The organism is Paenibacillus pectinilyticus, from assembly GCF_001700435.1.
Classification (GTDB): domain Bacteria; phylum Bacillota; class Bacilli; order Paenibacillales; family NBRC-103111; genus Paenibacillus_E; species Paenibacillus_E pectinilyticus.
In genome coordinates this window covers 105,443-121,604 of record NZ_LYPC01000012.1, presented here as the reverse complement: position 1 = coordinate 121,604, position 16,162 = coordinate 105,443, and the positions used below count along the sequence as shown (strand labels likewise).

The window sequence follows — 16,162 nt, the reverse complement described above, 5'->3', positions numbered from 1 at the left end:
CTTCTCTATTTGTTATTCTCTGTTCTCGCTTTGGCGCAAGAGCCTCTAAACACGAGACTCGCTGGAATCAATATGCGTTTGACGATGGTATTCGGTACACGAAGCTGTTCGATTAGCAGCTTGGCTGCTTCACTTCCCAGCACTTCGCCATTAAGACGGACGCCGGTCAGCGGGGGCTTAAATTCGGGTGCATAAATGGAATCGTCGCTAAAAGCAAACACAGACAGGTCATCCGGTATTCGCAGTTTAAGCTCCTCGGCAGCTTGGTACACGCCTAGTGCCACTTTATCTGTATCCGTAATAATGGCGGTAATCTGTGGATGAGAAGCCAATAAGCGCTTGGTCATTTGATAACCGTAAGTCGTCGAAGTTAACTTCCCATCTTTGTAGACAATGAGCTTGGGATCAATGGGCATGTCGGCTTTTTGGAAAGCTTTTATGAAACCCTGTTCACGATCTTGAGCCACCGTTCTTTCCTTCTGTGTATTCAGGAAAAGGATGTGCGAATGACCGAGTTGCAGCAGATGCTCTGCTACGATTTGTCCCATCCCAACGTTGTCATTGTCGACGTAAGAAACGCTAGATTCGTACTCATGATGCGGTCTTCCAATAACAACGAGCGGTAACTTCCGCATAATTCGTTCTGAAATTCGTTCATCATTCTCTGCTGGGTCAAGCAGTATATCACCATCAACAGGATCTGTTGCTACATACTCAACTTGCTTAGAGAATTCCGTAGATAGTGTATTTACAAGCAACCGATACCCTTGGCTATAGCATTCTTTTAACACGCCATTAAAAAGGCCAAGATGAAACTGACTAAACTTCACTTGCTCGCCCGGCATATTAAGTCCTATGATATTGGTCCGTTTGTTCGCTAAGCTTCGAGCCCAATAATTCGGCCTATAGTTCAGATCCAGTGCAGCATCCAGAACGCGCTGTGACACCTCCTTGCTAATGGGTCTCTTCTTACTAAACACGTTGGATACGGTGCTTTTGGATACCCCAGCGATTTTTGCAACGTCGTCTATGTTTGCCATATGAGCTCGCCTCACTTCTCTTTAATAGTAAACCGGTTTTATCATCGTAGTTTCATAGCAGGATAAATGAATTGTAAATAGAACAGGCTGTTATGAAGGTGGAATCGCAGTAATAACGGGAATTTTCAGGGACTATCGCAAATGGAAGGCTGCATTTAATGAAACCGGTTCGACGATTTTCATTTACAAACACAAAAAAGAAGAACCCAGGGCTTAGCAAGCAGCCGCAGGTTCTTCCTTATCATCGATGGACGTCTCCATCTCCTATTCTATTCGCTACATTTACTCGCTAACCCAGATCGTTTTCTGTGCAAATGGTATCCGCTCCGCCTTCGTTGGCACCGCTTCAGGGTAGCCAATGTAGATGAAACCGACCATTTCTTCTTTGCCGGCAAGGCCGAAGGTCTCTTGCATTTTCGGATGATACGTAGGATCACCCGTACGCCAGATGGTGCCTAAGCCCATGGCATGGGCGGTCAGCATCATGTTCTGCACCGCACAATGGGCGGCTGCGTACTCCTCGATCACTGGCACAACAGGTTTCTCGGCAGGTGTGACGGCAACCGCGATCACGAGCGGAGCTCGGAACGCCTTCTTCTCATGCACAGCGCGCAGCTGCGCTTCTTCCTCGGCGGAAAGTTCCGCGCCTGCATTCGCCACAGCCACTTCCGCGTAGCCACGGCCGAGCAGGCCTCTGCCTTCGCCTGTCATAACCCAGAAACGCCAAGGTTCTGTATGGGCATGATTGGGTGCCCACACCCCAGCCTCTAATATCTCTTCGATCAGCTCACGCGCGATCGGGTCTTGTTTAACCTTCCCGATACTGCGTCGCTGACGAATCGCTTCTTTCACGTCCATGCTTCCCACTCCCATTTCGGTTAAATGATTGGTAATGCCGGGGAGTTACGCGAGGGCAGACCAGGCGCTTGCCTCGCTTGCGGGGGCTGTAACGCCCTTCTTGGGCGTTACAGGTTCCCTCCGCGCGCCTACTGCTAGCTGTAAGGCCCTTTTGGGGCCTTACGCGAAGGCACACCAGGCGCTTGCCTCGCTTGCCGGGGCTGTAACGCCCTTTTTGGGCGTTACAGGTTCCCTGCGGGCGCCTACCGCTAGCTGTAAGGCCCTTTTTGGGCCTTACGCGAAACCCCGCCAGTCCCGTGCCTCGCACGCTCCCCATCCCTTTTTAACATCTAAGCTTTAATGTACATGTTCCCGCCTTGATTATCAATTCCCATCCTATCCGGTCCCCTCAACGGGTACCAGACACAATGCCAAACACAAAAAGAACCCCGCCGAGCCTAAGCTCGCGGAGTCCTTTCATCTTACGTCTATGTGAGAAAATTCTTATTTGTCTTTTTTAGCGTGTGAACCGTCGCAGTTACCCTCTACGTTTTGCGTGTTACCGCATGCACATTTACCCATGGTTTCAACCTCCTCCAAATGTAGTGTTGCTTGTGTTTATTATATCCGCTTCACTTACATTTGTAAAGTAATTGAATAAAAGTTAGTAAATGAGGATAATTATCATTCTCATTTGCCCTATTCTCCGCTAGACGCTCGTCATATTTAGCTTTTTATCGGTAGGTAGGAAGGCTGCCAACAAGCCAAGTAATGGCAAGTAGGCACATAACCGAATTACGAACCCGATGCTAGTCGCATCCGCCAATGTCCCTAGCACCGCTGAGCCAATACCGCCTAATCCGAACGCTAAGCCGAAGAATAAGCCTGACACTGTACCTACCTTACCTGGCAGCAGCTCCTGTGCATAGACGACGATCACGGAAAATCCAGATAGCAGAATGAACCCGATACACGCACACAGCACTGCGGACCAGAACAAGCTCACAAAGGGAAGCAATAAAGAGAACGGTGCTGTCCCTAAAATCGAGAACCAGATCATATTCCGTCTTCCGAAACGGTCCGCCAGAGGCCCGCCCATAAACGTTCCTAGAGCCCCTGCAGCCAGCAAGGTGAAGATAATAAGCTGTGCTTTCCCCGTAGTAACGCCGTAATGATCGATGAGATAAAAAGCATAGAACCCTGTCATACTGGCCACATAAACGAATTTGGAGAAGAGCAGCATGATTAGAATAAATAGTGCGTAAGCGACGGTCTTTTTCGGCAGCGCCTTCTTCACAACGGTCGACTTCCGAACCGTGGAACGTAATGCGATTGCCCCTTTGTACCATTTAGCTACGAAAATCTGAACCACAATCCCCGCTGCCGCAGCAAATGTAAACCAAATGATCCCGAATTGACCTAGCGGTACGAAAATGAGTGCAGTAAAAATGGGCGCCATCGCCTGACCGATATTACCCCCCGTTTGGAAAATCGACTGCGCCAGCCCTCTCCGAGGACCCGCAGCTAGATAGGCTACACGGGATGACTCTGGATGCAGCACGGAAGAGCCGAGTCCAACGAGAATAACCGCCATGATCACGTGTGAGAACGTGCCGGCATAGGCCAATGCAATGATTCCCAGCAGCGAGAACACCACGCCAATAGGCAGTAAATATGGCTTAGGCCTCGCATCCGTGTAGAGTCCAATCAAAGGCTGGAACAACGAAGCCGTCACGTTGAGCGTGAAAGCGATCCAGCCGATCTGTGTAAAGCTCAACTGCAAGGAGTCATGCAGAATCGGAAAAATGGCGGGAATGACGGACTGGATCGCATCATTCAATAAATGTACGATGCTGATCGAAAATAATATTGCATACACCGTACAAGCTTGAGCTTGAGCCTGAGCATGCGCTAGGGCTTGATCAGTTGTTGCTGTTTGCATAATATAACACTCCTTATCATCATATCATCAGACGTTTAAAACTAGAGGAAAGGGAACGAATTGCATTCGCCTAGTCTCCCTCTATGGGTACTCATTTTTCACTCGGACTACGTCAGGCGTCAGGGCTACTCCCTTTCGCAAACCCTTAAGTTCGAGGTTTTCCCCTGCCAACATATCCTGAGTACGCATTGAAGCGCGCCGACGCATGACGGCTGTCAAACCCCGCGTACCCCCGCACATGTGGAGGAAATCCCCACGCTATGCCTGATTCAGGAACTTTTTGAGCTGCTGGACCGTCTCCTCCAAATTCTGCAAAGCCCAATGCTCCGCAGCGCCCACGTCCTTATCCTTGATCGCTTGATACAAATTCACATGAATCTGATGATGGTGATTGTAAACATCCTTATCCTCCACCAGTTTCTGTGCAGCATCCATCATCACGGCCGATAAGGAACGGTAGAGATCGACAACGACACCGTTCTTGCTCGCGATCGCAATGGCTTGGTGGAAAACCATATCCACGGCCAAATACGTGTTGGTATCGCCAGCTTCCAATGCTTTCAACCGCTGGTTGAGCGCATCTTCCATCACAGCTAAGTCTGCCTCATCGCGACGTTCTGCAGCGAGTCTTGCAATCTCAAGCTCCAGCATCTTTCTGACTTCGTACACTTCCAAAATCTCAGCTCTACGCAGTCGGTGGACGAGCGGTTCCTGCATCACGGCATCGGAATGCCCCGTTAGAAAAGTCCCGAAGCCCTGCTTCTTCTCCAGCAGCCCTGCATGCACAAGCACCCGAACCGCCTCACGGATCGTCGAGCGCCCGACACCGAATTGCTCCATTAATTCCGGTTCTGTTGGAATCTTATCTCCCATTTTCAGATCGCCATCCGAAATCTTCTTCTGCAATTGTGTGACCACATCATCAACGAGCTTGGGACGGTGAAGCGGTTGAAACGATACTTTCGAATTCATCAGATCATCTCCTGTATGAGCAGTATATCAGCCCTTGTCGTATTTTTCCACAGAAAAATAATTGAGATACACTGCCACCTACGCAGAGCCTCTGTTGGTAAGCCCTACGACTAAACCTGCTGCTAACATGGGGCATATCGACTGCAGTAGTAGCCCACCCCTTATACGAAATGACAGGCTCTGCTAGCGACTCCATGCACATTCGCCCTACTCTCACATATATTGCTAGTGCCCATCATTTTAGAGAAAGGGGCCGGTCTCGATGTACAACGATCCAACCTTGTACCCCTATCCCCCTGTACATTACCAGCAATATCCCGCTCATCCTTATCACTATGCACCTTACTGGGCGTGGGATCGCTATCCATCTGTTGATACCAAAATGCTTGCTAACTCCGTCTCCTCTACTGAGAATTTGTTAAAGGATGCGTCTCTCCTCATTAGCAAACTCTCGGACCCGAAGATCGCCCATGAATTAATGACGAGTGCCCAGAATGGCAATCAAAAAGAAGTAGACCGAATCATTCATACCTTCGGAAGCAAATCAACCATTATCACAAGCTTCAGTCCTAGCGCTATTCAATTTACCATGGGTCCTCACGTCGCAGGAACACACCCGTGCTGTCAGCTTTCGCTTTCGCTCAAATGGGGCGACTAACGTACAAAGAGCAATCCGTTCCCACTTGGGATTGGGTTGCTCTTTTGGCGTTGGCACACTCTCATCTAAGGCCTAACGAACATCCACCGCCTGCCAAATCGGCCAAGTGACGGCCAACCAATGGGCAGCAACGATCAGCACGATCCAGTAGAGACTGTAAAACACATCTAGCTTGGAGTAAGAGGCTGCATAGAAATAGGTGCGTCTGCGACTCATTGAAAAACGCTTCGCTTCCATCGCCACGGCCGTTCGATGCGCACGGCGAATGCTCTGTGCCAGCAGCGGAATCGCGATCATCCGCATCGTGGTATACCCTGAGGTGAGCAGATTCCCTCGCTTGCGCTTGCCTCCTCTAACCTTAATCGCGTAGCGCAGCGTCTGAAACTCCTCCACGATCACTGGCAGCATGCGTAACGCAGCAAGGAAGCTGTATGCGTACTTCGGCGCAACCTTCCATTGCTGCATCATCGCGTAAAATAAAGCCACAGGCCGCGTGGTTAAGCTAAACAGAAGGCCTACAGCCGCAACCTGCATCCCGCGCAGCCCCAAATGAATCCCGCGATAGAAGCTCTCCTCGGTAATTCGAATGATACCCCAGTGAAACCATTGGATATCCCCCTGGCCGAACATCATCATCCCTAACGAAGATGAGACAAAAATGAGCAGGAAAGGCGAAGCATACAGCAGCAGCCTTTTCGTCGGATGACCAGATAACAAGGCTAGCGGCAGCAGCGCCCCAAGCGTTAGAAACAGCATCGTATTCAGGTTATGTGTGAAGACGACAACGATGAATAGCAGCAGCGCGACGATTAGCTTCACGCCTGGATTGACACGATGCAGCCATGTTTCTCGAAAGCTGAACGTTATTTGCATGGCAGCGGCTCACCTCCGGTGGCAGTGTAGAGCAAGGCGCTCCCTGCGGGAGCCGCCTCAGCAGGCTGGGCCCCGTCGGCGCCCAGCTTCCCTGCGGGCGCGGCTTCCGCCACGCGCCCCCCATCAACCGTCCAGACGCGCGTTGCCCAGCGCTGGACAATCTCGTGATCGTGGGTGACCATCACGATCACGTTCCCGCTGGCGCGCAGCCGCTCCAGCTGCTCCAGCATGCGCATCGTGCCTCGCGCATCGAGCCCGAAGGTGGGCTCATCCAGCAGCAGGATCTGTGGCTCGCGAACCATCGCGGTCGCCACACTGAGCCTGCGCTTCTGGCCCATCGAGAGCTGGAACGGGTGCCGCTCTCGCAGCGCGAGCAGGTCGTACTCTCGGAGCAGCCGCTCGGCCGCTGCCCACTGCCCTTGCTTGGGCTGACCCTCTGGCAGGCCATAGGTCAGCTCATCTTCTACGGAGTTCGTCACGAACTGGAACTCCGGGTTCTGGAACACGAAGCCGACTTGCTCCGCAAGCTGCTCGACTTTATTGCCCTTGGCGCCCGCGATCACACAGCTTCCGCGGGTCGGAATGAGCTGCATGATCGCGAGGAGCAGCGAGCTTTTGCCTGCACCGTTGGCGCCAACAACGGTAATCCAGTCACCGGGATACACGCTAAAGTTATCCACAGAGGTCTTGATCTGCCCGCCTCGGAGCCCATTGAAATCGCGAAAGGTCATGATGGGCTCACAGAGAAGCTCCTGCTCGCCCGCGCGCCCTTTCTCGCCGTTCTCCCGGGGATTCACGCCCACCTTCTCTTCGCCCGCCAAGCCCTTAAGCTCGCGCTCCTCCGCATAATCCGTCCACACTCCCGGATACCAAATGCCATACTCCCGCATCTGCGCCTTATGCGCTTCAAACATCGTTAGCGGAGGGCCATCCGCCAATACCCTTCCCTCAGGCGTCAGAAGTATTAGCCGATCAAGCAGATCCAGCATCCCGCTAATTTTATGCTCCACGATGACGAGCGTTTTATCCCCGCTGATCCTCCGAATGGTGTCCCACACCTGCTTCGTGCCTTCTTCATCTAACAGCGCCGTCGGCTCGTCAAGAAAGAGCACTTCCGGCTCCAGCGCCAGCACGCTGGCAATCGCTAATCGTTGCTTCATGCCCTGCGACAGTGTACTTATCAGTGTATGCGGATCCGGCAGCTGCAGCCCGACGAGGTCCAAATAATACCGAATACGGGCAGGCATTTCTGCCCGCGGCACTTCTTGATTTTCCAATACAAAAGCAATTTCTTCGTCGATATAGGGCATGCAGAACTGCGTGTCGGGGTCCTGAAATACGTAGCCCCAGCGACTCGGTCTGCGAATGTCATCCGCCTTGAGCGGCAGCTCGATCATGTCGGGAACGATCCCGCTCAGCACCTGAAGCAGGGTTGACTTACCGCATCCGCTGGGTCCCAGGAGCAGTACTTTCTCCCCCGGCTCGATGGATAAGGAAACCCCCTGAAAGATCAGGGGGGCGTCATCGCCGGGATATTTTAACCGTAGATTCGTTACGCTCATGCCTTGGCTCATCGCGTTACCCCAGTATGTCGTAATCTTTTTTGGAAACCGGGCGAATCAGATTCAGCACACCGGTACGAGCCAGCGCACTTGTTAAGTAATAAGCGAATACGCCGGCGATCACCGCGCTGCCTAGCAGCCGCATGGCAATGAATAATGTGTAGTTCCAGAAGCTAAGCTGATCGATGTACCCGTAGTAGATATCCACGAACAGTGACAAAATAGCTGACGCTAACGCTGCAAGCATCGTTACCCCCACATTCGTTTTGCGATAGAGGAAGAGGGCAAAAATCAGCTCCGCACCCAAACCTTGAAGAACGCCATAAACAAGTGTCGACGCGCCCCATGAACCGCCATACAGCGCCTCAATCGTCGCGGCCGCGACTTCCGCAAGCAGGGCCACCCATGGCTTCCGAATAACCAGAAACGCGAACGTTGCCGCCATAAACCACATGCCATAGCTTAATTGCTCTGCATGCAACCCGAAGGGCTTCAACAGATCATAGATGGGCCCCCAAATCCGGTAAATCACTCCGAACACTGCGGCGATCACGATGGTGATCAAAATATCGGTCAATTTCAAACCTTTCTTACTTGCTGTTTGCTGCACCATTTTCAAATCGACTCCTTTTCTTGGATCCCTATTTGTCAATGAGATAGGCGAACACGCCAACCTTGGATTATCGCTCCTTCGTCCCTTCAGGACAAAAAAAGCCCGCCGGATTAACGGCAGGCTTGAACATTCGTGCAAAAAAAAGCACTAAAGGTCTCTACGCTGGCATTATCCAGATCAGATTAACGGTCAGTGGCATTAGGGCCACTATCTCAGCCTGACTTCATCAAGCACCCGTGTTGCTATTCATTTGGCTTAACTGTAGCGGATTACCAGCTATTTGGCAATCCTTTTTTTGCCACATGGTTTATTTATCAATCAGTTGTTTCAAATCCTTCGTTAAGCCGTTCAATTGGCGGATGCTGGACACGATATCTTGCACACGATGCTGCTGCACCTCTGCACTAGCCAGCACTTCTTGAACGGAAGCCGCGGATTCCTCGGTGATCGCTGCAACAGATGTCATCTCTTCCGCTACGCGTTGCGATGAGACCTGCAATTGCTGATTCATGCGCTGCAGGTGCCCGGCTTGCTCCATCACTTCGGCTGTATTCTTATTAATAATTTCGAATAGCTCATTCACGCTATCCGTCGATTTCTTGCCTGATTCCACGGCTGTGATCCCAATAGCAACCTTCTCTACGGCTGTGACCACCTTTGCCTGAATCGAACCGAGAATTTCCGAGATATCCGTTGACGCAATATGCGCATTCTGCGCCAGTTTTCGAATCTCGTTGGCTACAACGGAGAAGCCTTTGCCATGCTCGCCTGCCCGAGCAGCTTCAATGGATGCATTCAATGACAGCAGGTTCGTTTGGTTCGCAATATCAGCAATCGTGGATACGATGTTTCCGATCTTCACGTTCTCTTCGTTCACTTCATTCATAATGTCAGAGGTCTCGGTTACGATGACGGTAATATCATTGATTTTGAGCGACAAATCTTCCATCTGGGTCTTGCCTTCATTCGTCATTCTCGCTGTGTCACGAGATCTGCTGCTCATTAAATTGGATGCTGCTGTCGTCTGTTCAACCGTTTCATTCACATCTTGAATGGCCGATGTAATGTCAGTGATACTTGAAGCTTGAGATTCAATCCCGATCGTAATTTCTTGAAAAGCAGAAACCACTTCTTCCGTAATTCTTCCCGTTACTGTCGCGTTCTCTTGCAAAGCTCCACTCGATGTTCCAAGAACCTCGGTAGTCGTACGAACGCCCGCCAAAACTTCGTCTGTCTTCGTCCGAGATAGCTCGGATTCTTTGGCACTTTTAGCAACGTTCACTAGCATTCTTGTACCGATTTGACCTTGCCCAATCAATGTGATGATGGTCAGTATGTAAAAAGCATTAACCCCGATTGGATCCACATGAGGCGTCAATGTCGTTATGTAATAGTTCATATTAATCAGCCCGAGTACCCCGTTCAACACGAGCGGTTTATAATCCATATAAAGAGACATCAGAGCTAAACAAAGGTATAGAATAAAGAGACCGAATAACGAACTGCTTTTTGCCATGAAAAAATAGGAGATAGCGTTGAGGCCGACCGCAATGATAAACTTTGTATAAGGAATCCAAATTTTCTTCCAGGTTAAGAACGTACATACAATAGCTATGGGGACGCCAACCGAAATAATGGTCACCATCATGGGAACGGATGTATACGCCGCCGCAACGCCAAGCGCAAGACATGCCCATAACAGCTTAACCATCAGGCTATTTCGCCGATTTAATTCTAACAATTGATCCGACATCGTTAACTCTCCCACTTTCTGCTCTGCAAGATTAGACATTTTTTTACACTATTCAACAAGGAGATGACTATCCCCTCTATTTAAAATCATTAAAAAACTTTGTTCCTCGAGGACCGCGGAGCCGTTGCATGCGAATGCCAAAAACAGGATTAGGATAGAAGTTGACTTCTACCCAGAAGAAAAACTACAATTTGTAGTGTCATCATCTTTTCAATAAAAGAGTTGATCCATCATGGATCATTCAACGATGCAGAAGGGGACTGATTATATGACCATATTGCTTTATATCGGACTAGCCGTACTTATTCTAGCTATTATTGGCTACGTGCTTGCAGCAAGAATCAACAAGGATAACAACTCTCGCTTGAAGAAAGCCGAAAAACAAGCGCTCAAAAAGAAACACAAAACATGGCTCTTGATTTCACATGCCCTGCTTATTATCGCGATCGGCAGCATGGGCACATCACTGATTCAGAAATCCGCTGGCAAGTACAGCCTAGATAAGCTGAATTTCAATGCGCCTATTCAAGTTACAACGGATAAGGATTACGGGCGGGATCATAAAGACGGCGCTCTGATGTACGAAATGAAGATCCCTACTTCAGGCACGCATAGCCCTCACGATTTGAAGTTTGGTTTCTATAAGGAGAGACCTGGCTACGAGAAGCTCGTTCACAATCTAGAGCACGGCGATATCATCATCCATTACCATCCAGATGCACCGAAAGAGCTGCTTGATCAAATCGAATATTTGACTCATTTCACGACAGCAGGCGCAGGCGTTCTTGCGGTTCCGAATGTCGATGTGCCAGCCGATAAAGAAGTTGTGGTTACGGCTTGGACGAAAACGATGCAGCTCGACAAATTTGATCAAGCCAGCGTGGGTACGTTTATTTACCAATACATTAATAAAGGCCCTGAGCAAATTCCAGCCAATGTACGACTCGGCGGCGGTACAATGTAGTTATTTGCGAATGGTTTCGCGATCAGATACAAGCTCAGTCGGAACTAAACCTGTTAGACGCCGGAATACACGGTAAAAATAAGAAGGATCGTTATAGCCGATGAACTCGGCTATTTCGGTTACCGTCAGGGCGGAATGACGCAGCATGTAGACGGCTGTTTTGATCCTCGTGACGTGAACGAATTCACTGATCGTTTGGCCCGTGACTTGGCGAAAAAGAGAGGCCGCATAGTTCGGAGATCGACTGATGCAAGCGCCAAGTTCGTCCTTCGTCACGTGTTCACGATAATGATTCTGAATGTAGACCTTCATCTGCTCTACGAGAAGTGAGGTTGCCGATGTTGTGGCAGCCTGATCCCACTCCCGTTGGAGATACACAAACAGCTCTTGCAAGTGCGCTTCACACAGCGCCTGGTAATAGGGCTGTTTGTCTTGCCATCCGCGGTGAATCAGGCGCAGCCGGTCTGCGATGATGTCGAACTTCCCGGTCTGCCGGCAGGTGTGGGACGATTGTTGGAGCAACGGAAATACATGCTCGGCTTCATCTGCAGCGAAATGTATGACGAATTTCTCATGAATCTTCGTTGGCACACTTCTGCCATACATCGGGGTATCGCTCGGAATGAGCAGCCATTGTCCCTTCTCAAGCACTTGTTTTTTCTCGTGAATCCAGTACACACAACGTCCATATATCACGAAAATCAGCGTCCAATCCGGATTGGTATGAGGTTGTTCCTCGTTCCACGAGCTGCTTTTGTCATAGTGAAAGCTTGTTAGCTTCATTCGATCCTCACCACGCTTTCATTGTACTATATTACATATATCATACTATAGTTCATAGAAACCCGCACGGATTAGGCATATAATGAAGCCAACTACTCTTTTACATTCGAAAGGAAGTCCTCCACCATGCGTAAAACGAAAATCATTTGTACAATGGGTCCCGCGTGTGATTCCGTCCCTACTCTGAAAGAATTAATCCGTGCCGGCATGAGCGTCGCGCGTTTAAATATGGCTCACGGCGATCTAGACGAGCACCGCGGTCGTATTCAGCGTGTGCGTCAAGCCGCGCAAGAAATGGGTGTTATTATCCCGATTCTGATGGATATCAAAGGTCCAGAAATCCGCATCGGTCAATTGAAAGATGCTTCCTATGATCTGCAAACTGGCGATCGCATCATTTTGACGACAGAACAAATTATCGGTGACTCCAGCCGCGTATCTGTGAACTACCCAGGCTTGCCGCAAGATGTGAAGCCAGGCAATCTTGTTTTGATCGACGACGGCTCCATCGAGCTGCGTGTTGAAATGATTGACGGTACAGAAGTGACTTGCAGCGTCCTGAACCCAGCTCAGTTGAAACAGCGTAAAGGCGTGAACTTGCCGGGCGTACGCACTTCCCTTCCAGGTGTGACAGAGCGCGACGTGATGCACATCAAATTCGGCGTCGAAGAAAACATTTCAATCGTAGCGATGTCTTTCGTTCGTAACGGCAACGATGTTCGTGAGGTTCGTGCTTTGCTTGAGCAGCACGGCGCTGGCTTAACGCCGATTATCTCCAAAATTGAGAACGAAGAAGGCATGACGAACTTCGCTGGTATCTTGGAAGCTTCCGATGGCATCATGGTTGCCCGTGGCGACCTTGGTGTGGAAATTCCAACGGAGGAAGTTCCGATTGCTCAAAAAGATATGATCCGCGCTTGTAACCTAGCTGGTAAACCGGTTATTACAGCTACGCAAATGCTGGATTCCATGCAGCGCAACCCGCGTCCGACTCGCGCTGAAGTGAGTGACGTGGCGAATGCCGTCCTTGATGGCAGTGACGTTGTCATGCTTTCCGGCGAGACGGCTGCTGGGAAATACCCAATCGAGTCCGTGACCATGATGGCCACCATCGCTGAGCGCGTTGAGCAAACGATGGTGCGCAGCTCCTTGGTGGATGCTCAGCTGCAATCCAACAACGAAATCACCGAAGTGTTGTGCCAAGCGGTTGTATCCTCCGCGAACAAGCTGCATGCTGCGGCGATTCTTACACCGACAGAGACAGGCTTCACGGCGCGGATGATTGCGAAATACCGCCCAGAAGCACCGATCATCGCTGTGACAGCAAGCCAGCACGCGATCAGCCAATTGAGCATGGTACAAGGCGTCATCCCTGTTCTTGGTGAGTTCTGCGAATCGACAGACGCGATGATTCGCTCTGCGATCAACCAAGCGGAGACGCTTGGTTATGTGAAAAAAGGCGACCTCACTGTCGTCTCCGCTGGTATTCCCGTTGGGAAGTCCGGTACGACGAACTTGCTTAAGGTTGAGCGGGTTTAGGGTTCGCTCGCATAGATGGAAAACCTCCAACTAATTCCGGCTGTAATGGCGTTTACAACGATCTAACTGGAAAAACTACAGTTATTTCTGCGTCATCGCGAGAAATTCGGCGATAATCAGCGAAATAGATGTAGTTTTTCCATCCATCGGTTGCTTTTGACGCAAAGTCGAGAAATTAGATGTACTTTTTACAGTTAAACAAAGTAAACGGCTACGCTGCCCTTCAACGGCGAGAGCGTTTATGGATTTTAAAAATCAGATTCGGCCCCTACCGCATTTGCTACTAAAAGAAGCCTCCCCTTCACCTTTGTCCGGTGGAAAGTGGGAGGCTTTCTCATTTCAGGGTATACTAGAGTAACACTTCACTATCGAGCAACGGAGGCCTCACAGAGTGATTATTCGACTTGGATTCGTATCTACCGCTATGGCTATTTTCAATAACACCCCTAGCTCGACGTTCACGTATAAGCTATTCTCCGAGCGGCCTCGCGAGGAAGCGATGCAGCGTGCCATTGAAATCGGCCGCAAAAACCTCCAAGCCACGCAGCGCATTCTCTACTACAATGCCGCTCACGGCATTCGATTGTTTCGACTGTCGTCCGCGCTAATCCCATTGGCCACACATCCCGATGTGCGGATTGATGTTGCCGCGGAATACGCGGACGAGCTGCGCAAGCTCGGTGACTTCGCAAAGGCACACGATATTCGGCTCAGCATGCATCCGAACCAGTTCACGCTGCTCAACGGCAGCGATAAGGTCGTCGATGCCGCCATCGACGATCTGAACTACCATGCTGCCATCTTGGATGGCATGGGGCTGGATGAGTCCGCCATCATTAACATCCATGTTGGCGGTGTATACGGCGATAAAGAAGCCGCGACGCAGAAGCTTTTCGACAATGCACCGAAGGTGCCCGCGCATGCGATGCGTCGGCTTACGTTCGAGAACGATGACAAAACGTATACGCTCGAAGAAACGCTCGCCGTCAGCCAAAAACTGCAGCGCCCGTGCATGCTGGATTTGCACCACGACTGGTGCAATCCTTCTGCTCTTACTCCCATCGAGCTGCTCCCCCAGATCGCGCAAACATGGGGCGACGTGCCGATGAAGATTCACGTCTCTTCGCCCAAAAACGAGAAGGAATTCCGCTCCCACGCGGACTACATCGAGCCTGAGATGCTAACCGCTTTTCTGAAAAGCTGCAAGGAGATTGATCTCCCGCGCGTCGACGTCATGATTGAAGCGAAGGTGAAGGATCTCGCCCTGTTCCGTCTAGCTGAACAGTTGGGTAAAATCCGCGGTGTGAAGCGATTGGATGGCGGGGTTTTGAGTTGGTGAACTAGTGAGCTGGTGAGCTGGTGAGTTGGTAAGCAAGTGATTCAACAGGCAACAAGGGTATCTCTCAGGAGATACCCTTGTTGTTTTGTGCGCTCAACTCACTGGCCTAGCAGACACCTCGCGTGCTGCCAGGGGAAGTAATCAGCCAGCTGACAATGAATAAGCAAGCCTAACTGTCTTATGAACCCTCATGACGAGGTATTTAGTCAGATAAAACCACCACAAGTGCTTATTTGCAACAAAAAGTGAACTTCTCGGCCCATTTGCTGATAATAAGCACACCACGCTCACTTATGCATACTCGACTCAGTGATTGTATTCAAATAAGCTCCCTGAGTTGCCTTATTTGCTCGTAAGCGGCGACACCCATATACGCCATCCAGCCCCATACGAAGATTACACTGCGAGTAGCCCCTGCCTCATAGCGTTCAGGCCCGGTTCCGCCTTGTCGTCACGATGACAGTTGTGCCCGGGTTATTATTTTTCACATGCCGCAAGGCGTTAATTTCTCCGCCAATTATGATAATGAGCGCTGAGATGTAGAACCAGGTCATCAACACGATGATCCCGCCGATACTGCCGTACGTCGCGCTATAGTTGGTAAAGCTGTTGACATAGAAGGAGAACGCGAGCGACGTGCCCTGCCAGCCCACAGCCGCGAAGAGTGCACCAGGGAGCACGCTTTTGCAAGTTAAGCAGGTGTTGGGTGCGATGAAGTATATCCCGATGAAAACGGCGAAAATGATAACAAAGTTCGCAATCCAACGGAGTTTGTTCCACAGCTCGACGTGGGCAGCGGCGATGTGAACATGTGCAGCCGTCCAATCCCCAATCCAATGACCAAATACGCTGAGCAGCAGCGCTGAAATGATGACAACCAGCATGCCCAATGTGAGCATGACAGCGAGGAATCGCGAATGGATGAAGCTTTTGCGAGCGGGTAAACCGTAAGCTTTATTAACTGCACGGACAATGGCGTTCATCGCCGCACTGGCACTCACTAAGGCCAAGATGAGCCCGAAGGATAGTGTTCCGCCTCTTTTAACACTAAGTAAACCAATGAGCGTTTCCTCCAGCCAGCCTGCTACAGCCCCAGGAATGTACTCCCGTATCAAGCTGACCACGTCGTCAGAGGAGAAAGGTAGATACCCGAGTAAGCTCATCATGAATAGAAATAACGGAAAAATGGAGAGCAGAAAGTAATAAGCGCACTGCGCAGCAAGTCCGGTCGCATCATGCTCATTGAACTGGCGCCACAGTAATTTAACGTAAGATTTAACCATACGT

14 protein-coding genes and 1 riboswitch are annotated in these 16,162 nt (G+C 50.4%); of the genes, 4 read left to right on the top strand and 10 right to left on the bottom strand.

Features of this window, described 5'->3' with window-relative positions:
• Nucleotides 1-5: 5 nt before the first annotated feature.
• The 4 genes from A8709_RS06465 to A8709_RS06450 all read right to left on the bottom strand — a co-directional run bounded on the left by A8709_RS06465 (nt 6) and on the right by A8709_RS06450 (nt 4,791).
• On the bottom strand, nt 6-1,040 hold the full coding sequence (locus A8709_RS06465) for a LacI family DNA-binding transcriptional regulator (RefSeq protein ID WP_065851370.1): 1,035 nt from the start codon (nt 1,038-1,040) through the stop codon (nt 6-8).
• 282 nt (nt 1,041-1,322) lie between these two features.
• Complete coding sequence (locus A8709_RS06460) at nt 1,323-1,898, bottom strand: nitroreductase family protein (RefSeq protein WP_065851369.1); 576 nt, start codon at nt 1,896-1,898, stop codon at nt 1,323-1,325.
• A 688-nt stretch (nt 1,899-2,586) separates the two neighbouring features.
• The gene (locus tag A8709_RS06455) at nt 2,587-3,819 is read right to left on the bottom strand and encodes an MFS transporter (protein WP_065851368.1); all 1,233 of its coding nucleotides are present in this window, start codon (nt 3,817-3,819) and stop codon (nt 2,587-2,589) included.
• A gap of 258 nt (nt 3,820-4,077) precedes the next feature.
• Entirely contained in the window at nt 4,078-4,791 is a 714-nt protein-coding gene (locus A8709_RS06450; protein ID WP_065851367.1) for a FadR/GntR family transcriptional regulator, read from the bottom strand.
• 262 nt (nt 4,792-5,053) lie between these two features.
• Between A8709_RS06450 and A8709_RS06445 the strand changes: the two genes are divergently transcribed.
• Nucleotides 5,054-5,449, top strand: a complete 396-nt coding sequence (locus A8709_RS06445) for a YuzC family spore coat inner layer protein (RefSeq protein WP_065851366.1) — start codon at nt 5,054-5,056, stop codon at nt 5,447-5,449.
• Nucleotides 5,450-5,521: 72 nt separating this feature from the next.
• Here A8709_RS06445 and A8709_RS06440 read toward each other — a convergent pair whose 3' ends face one another.
• The 4 genes from A8709_RS06440 to A8709_RS06425 form a co-directional block, all read right to left on the bottom strand.
• Entirely contained in the window at nt 5,522-6,322 is an 801-nt protein-coding gene (locus tag A8709_RS06440) for an energy-coupling factor transporter transmembrane component T family protein (RefSeq protein WP_065851365.1), read from the bottom strand.
• A complete protein-coding gene (locus A8709_RS06435; RefSeq protein ID WP_065851364.1) occupies nt 6,313-7,896 on the bottom strand; it encodes an ABC transporter ATP-binding protein in 1,584 nt (527 codons plus the stop codon). Before A8709_RS06435 ends, A8709_RS06440 begins: the two co-directional genes overlap by 10 nt.
• A gap of 4 nt (nt 7,897-7,900) precedes the next feature.
• Nucleotides 7,901-8,497: an ECF transporter S component gene (locus A8709_RS06430; protein ID WP_065851363.1), complete on the bottom strand. Its 597-nt coding sequence runs from the start codon at nt 8,495-8,497 to the stop codon at nt 7,901-7,903.
• 137 nt (nt 8,498-8,634) lie between these two features.
• Nucleotides 8,635-8,745: riboswitch (TPP riboswitch) on the bottom strand.
• Between the two features lie 59 nt (nt 8,746-8,804).
• The gene (locus tag A8709_RS06425) at nt 8,805-10,289 is read right to left on the bottom strand and encodes a methyl-accepting chemotaxis protein (RefSeq protein ID WP_084224713.1); all 1,485 of its coding nucleotides are present in this window, start codon (nt 10,287-10,289) and stop codon (nt 8,805-8,807) included.
• A gap of 193 nt (nt 10,290-10,482) precedes the next feature.
• Here A8709_RS06425 and A8709_RS06420 point away from each other — a divergent pair, with 193 nt between their 5' ends.
• Entirely contained in the window at nt 10,483-11,214 is a 732-nt protein-coding gene (locus A8709_RS06420; RefSeq protein WP_065851362.1) for a DUF3105 domain-containing protein, read from the top strand.
• Here A8709_RS06420 and A8709_RS06415 read toward each other — a convergent pair whose 3' ends face one another.
• Entirely contained in the window at nt 11,215-11,997 is a 783-nt protein-coding gene (locus tag A8709_RS06415) for a helix-turn-helix transcriptional regulator (RefSeq protein WP_065851361.1), read from the bottom strand.
• Between the two features lie 126 nt (nt 11,998-12,123).
• Here A8709_RS06415 and pyk point away from each other — a divergent pair, with 126 nt between their 5' ends.
• Both pyk and uvsE read left to right on the top strand, forming a co-directional pair.
• A complete protein-coding gene (gene pyk, locus A8709_RS06410) occupies nt 12,124-13,536 on the top strand; it encodes a pyruvate kinase (protein WP_065851360.1) in 1,413 nt (470 codons plus the stop codon).
• 391 nt (nt 13,537-13,927) lie between these two features.
• Nucleotides 13,928-14,875, top strand: a complete 948-nt coding sequence (gene uvsE, locus A8709_RS06405; protein ID WP_065851359.1) for a UV DNA damage repair endonuclease UvsE — start codon at nt 13,928-13,930, stop codon at nt 14,873-14,875.
• 428 nt (nt 14,876-15,303) lie between these two features.
• Here uvsE and A8709_RS06400 read toward each other — a convergent pair whose 3' ends face one another.
• Complete coding sequence (locus A8709_RS06400; RefSeq protein ID WP_065851358.1) at nt 15,304-16,158, bottom strand: YihY/virulence factor BrkB family protein; 855 nt, start codon at nt 16,156-16,158, stop codon at nt 15,304-15,306.
• Nucleotides 16,159-16,162: the final 4 nt, after the last annotated feature.

Excerpts from the sequence above, each read along its gene's own strand:
- A8709_RS06455 (WP_065851368.1), bottom strand. The coding sequence starts at position 3,819 with ATGCAAACAGCAACAACTGATCAAGCCCTAGCGCATGCTCAGGCTCAA.
- A8709_RS06460 (WP_065851369.1), bottom strand. The coding sequence starts at position 1,898 with ATGGACGTGAAAGAAGCGATTCGTCAGCGACGCAGTATCGGGAAGGTT.
- A8709_RS06400 (WP_065851358.1), bottom strand. The coding sequence starts at position 16,158 with ATGGTTAAATCTTACGTTAAATTACTGTGGCGCCAGTTCAATGAGCAT.
- A8709_RS06420 (WP_065851362.1), top strand. The coding sequence starts at position 10,483 with ATGGATCATTCAACGATGCAGAAGGGGACTGATTATATGACCATATTG.
- A8709_RS06450 (WP_065851367.1), bottom strand. The coding sequence starts at position 4,791 with ATGAATTCGAAAGTATCGTTTCAACCGCTTCACCGTCCCAAGCTCGTT.
- pyk (WP_065851360.1), top strand. The coding sequence starts at position 12,124 with ATGCGTAAAACGAAAATCATTTGTACAATGGGTCCCGCGTGTGATTCC.
- A8709_RS06445 (WP_065851366.1), top strand. The coding sequence starts at position 5,054 with ATGTACAACGATCCAACCTTGTACCCCTATCCCCCTGTACATTACCAG.
- A8709_RS06430 (WP_065851363.1), bottom strand. The coding sequence starts at position 8,497 with ATGGTGCAGCAAACAGCAAGTAAGAAAGGTTTGAAATTGACCGATATT.
- A8709_RS06465 (WP_065851370.1), bottom strand. The coding sequence starts at position 1,040 with ATGGCAAACATAGACGACGTTGCAAAAATCGCTGGGGTATCCAAAAGC.
- A8709_RS06435 (WP_065851364.1), bottom strand. The coding sequence starts at position 7,896 with ATGAGCCAAGGCATGAGCGTAACGAATCTACGGTTAAAATATCCCGGC.
- A8709_RS06425 (WP_084224713.1), bottom strand. The coding sequence starts at position 10,289 with ATGTCTAATCTTGCAGAGCAGAAAGTGGGAGAGTTAACGATGTCGGAT.
- A8709_RS06415 (WP_065851361.1), bottom strand. The coding sequence starts at position 11,997 with ATGAAGCTAACAAGCTTTCACTATGACAAAAGCAGCTCGTGGAACGAG.
- A8709_RS06440 (WP_065851365.1), bottom strand. The coding sequence starts at position 6,322 with ATGCAAATAACGTTCAGCTTTCGAGAAACATGGCTGCATCGTGTCAAT.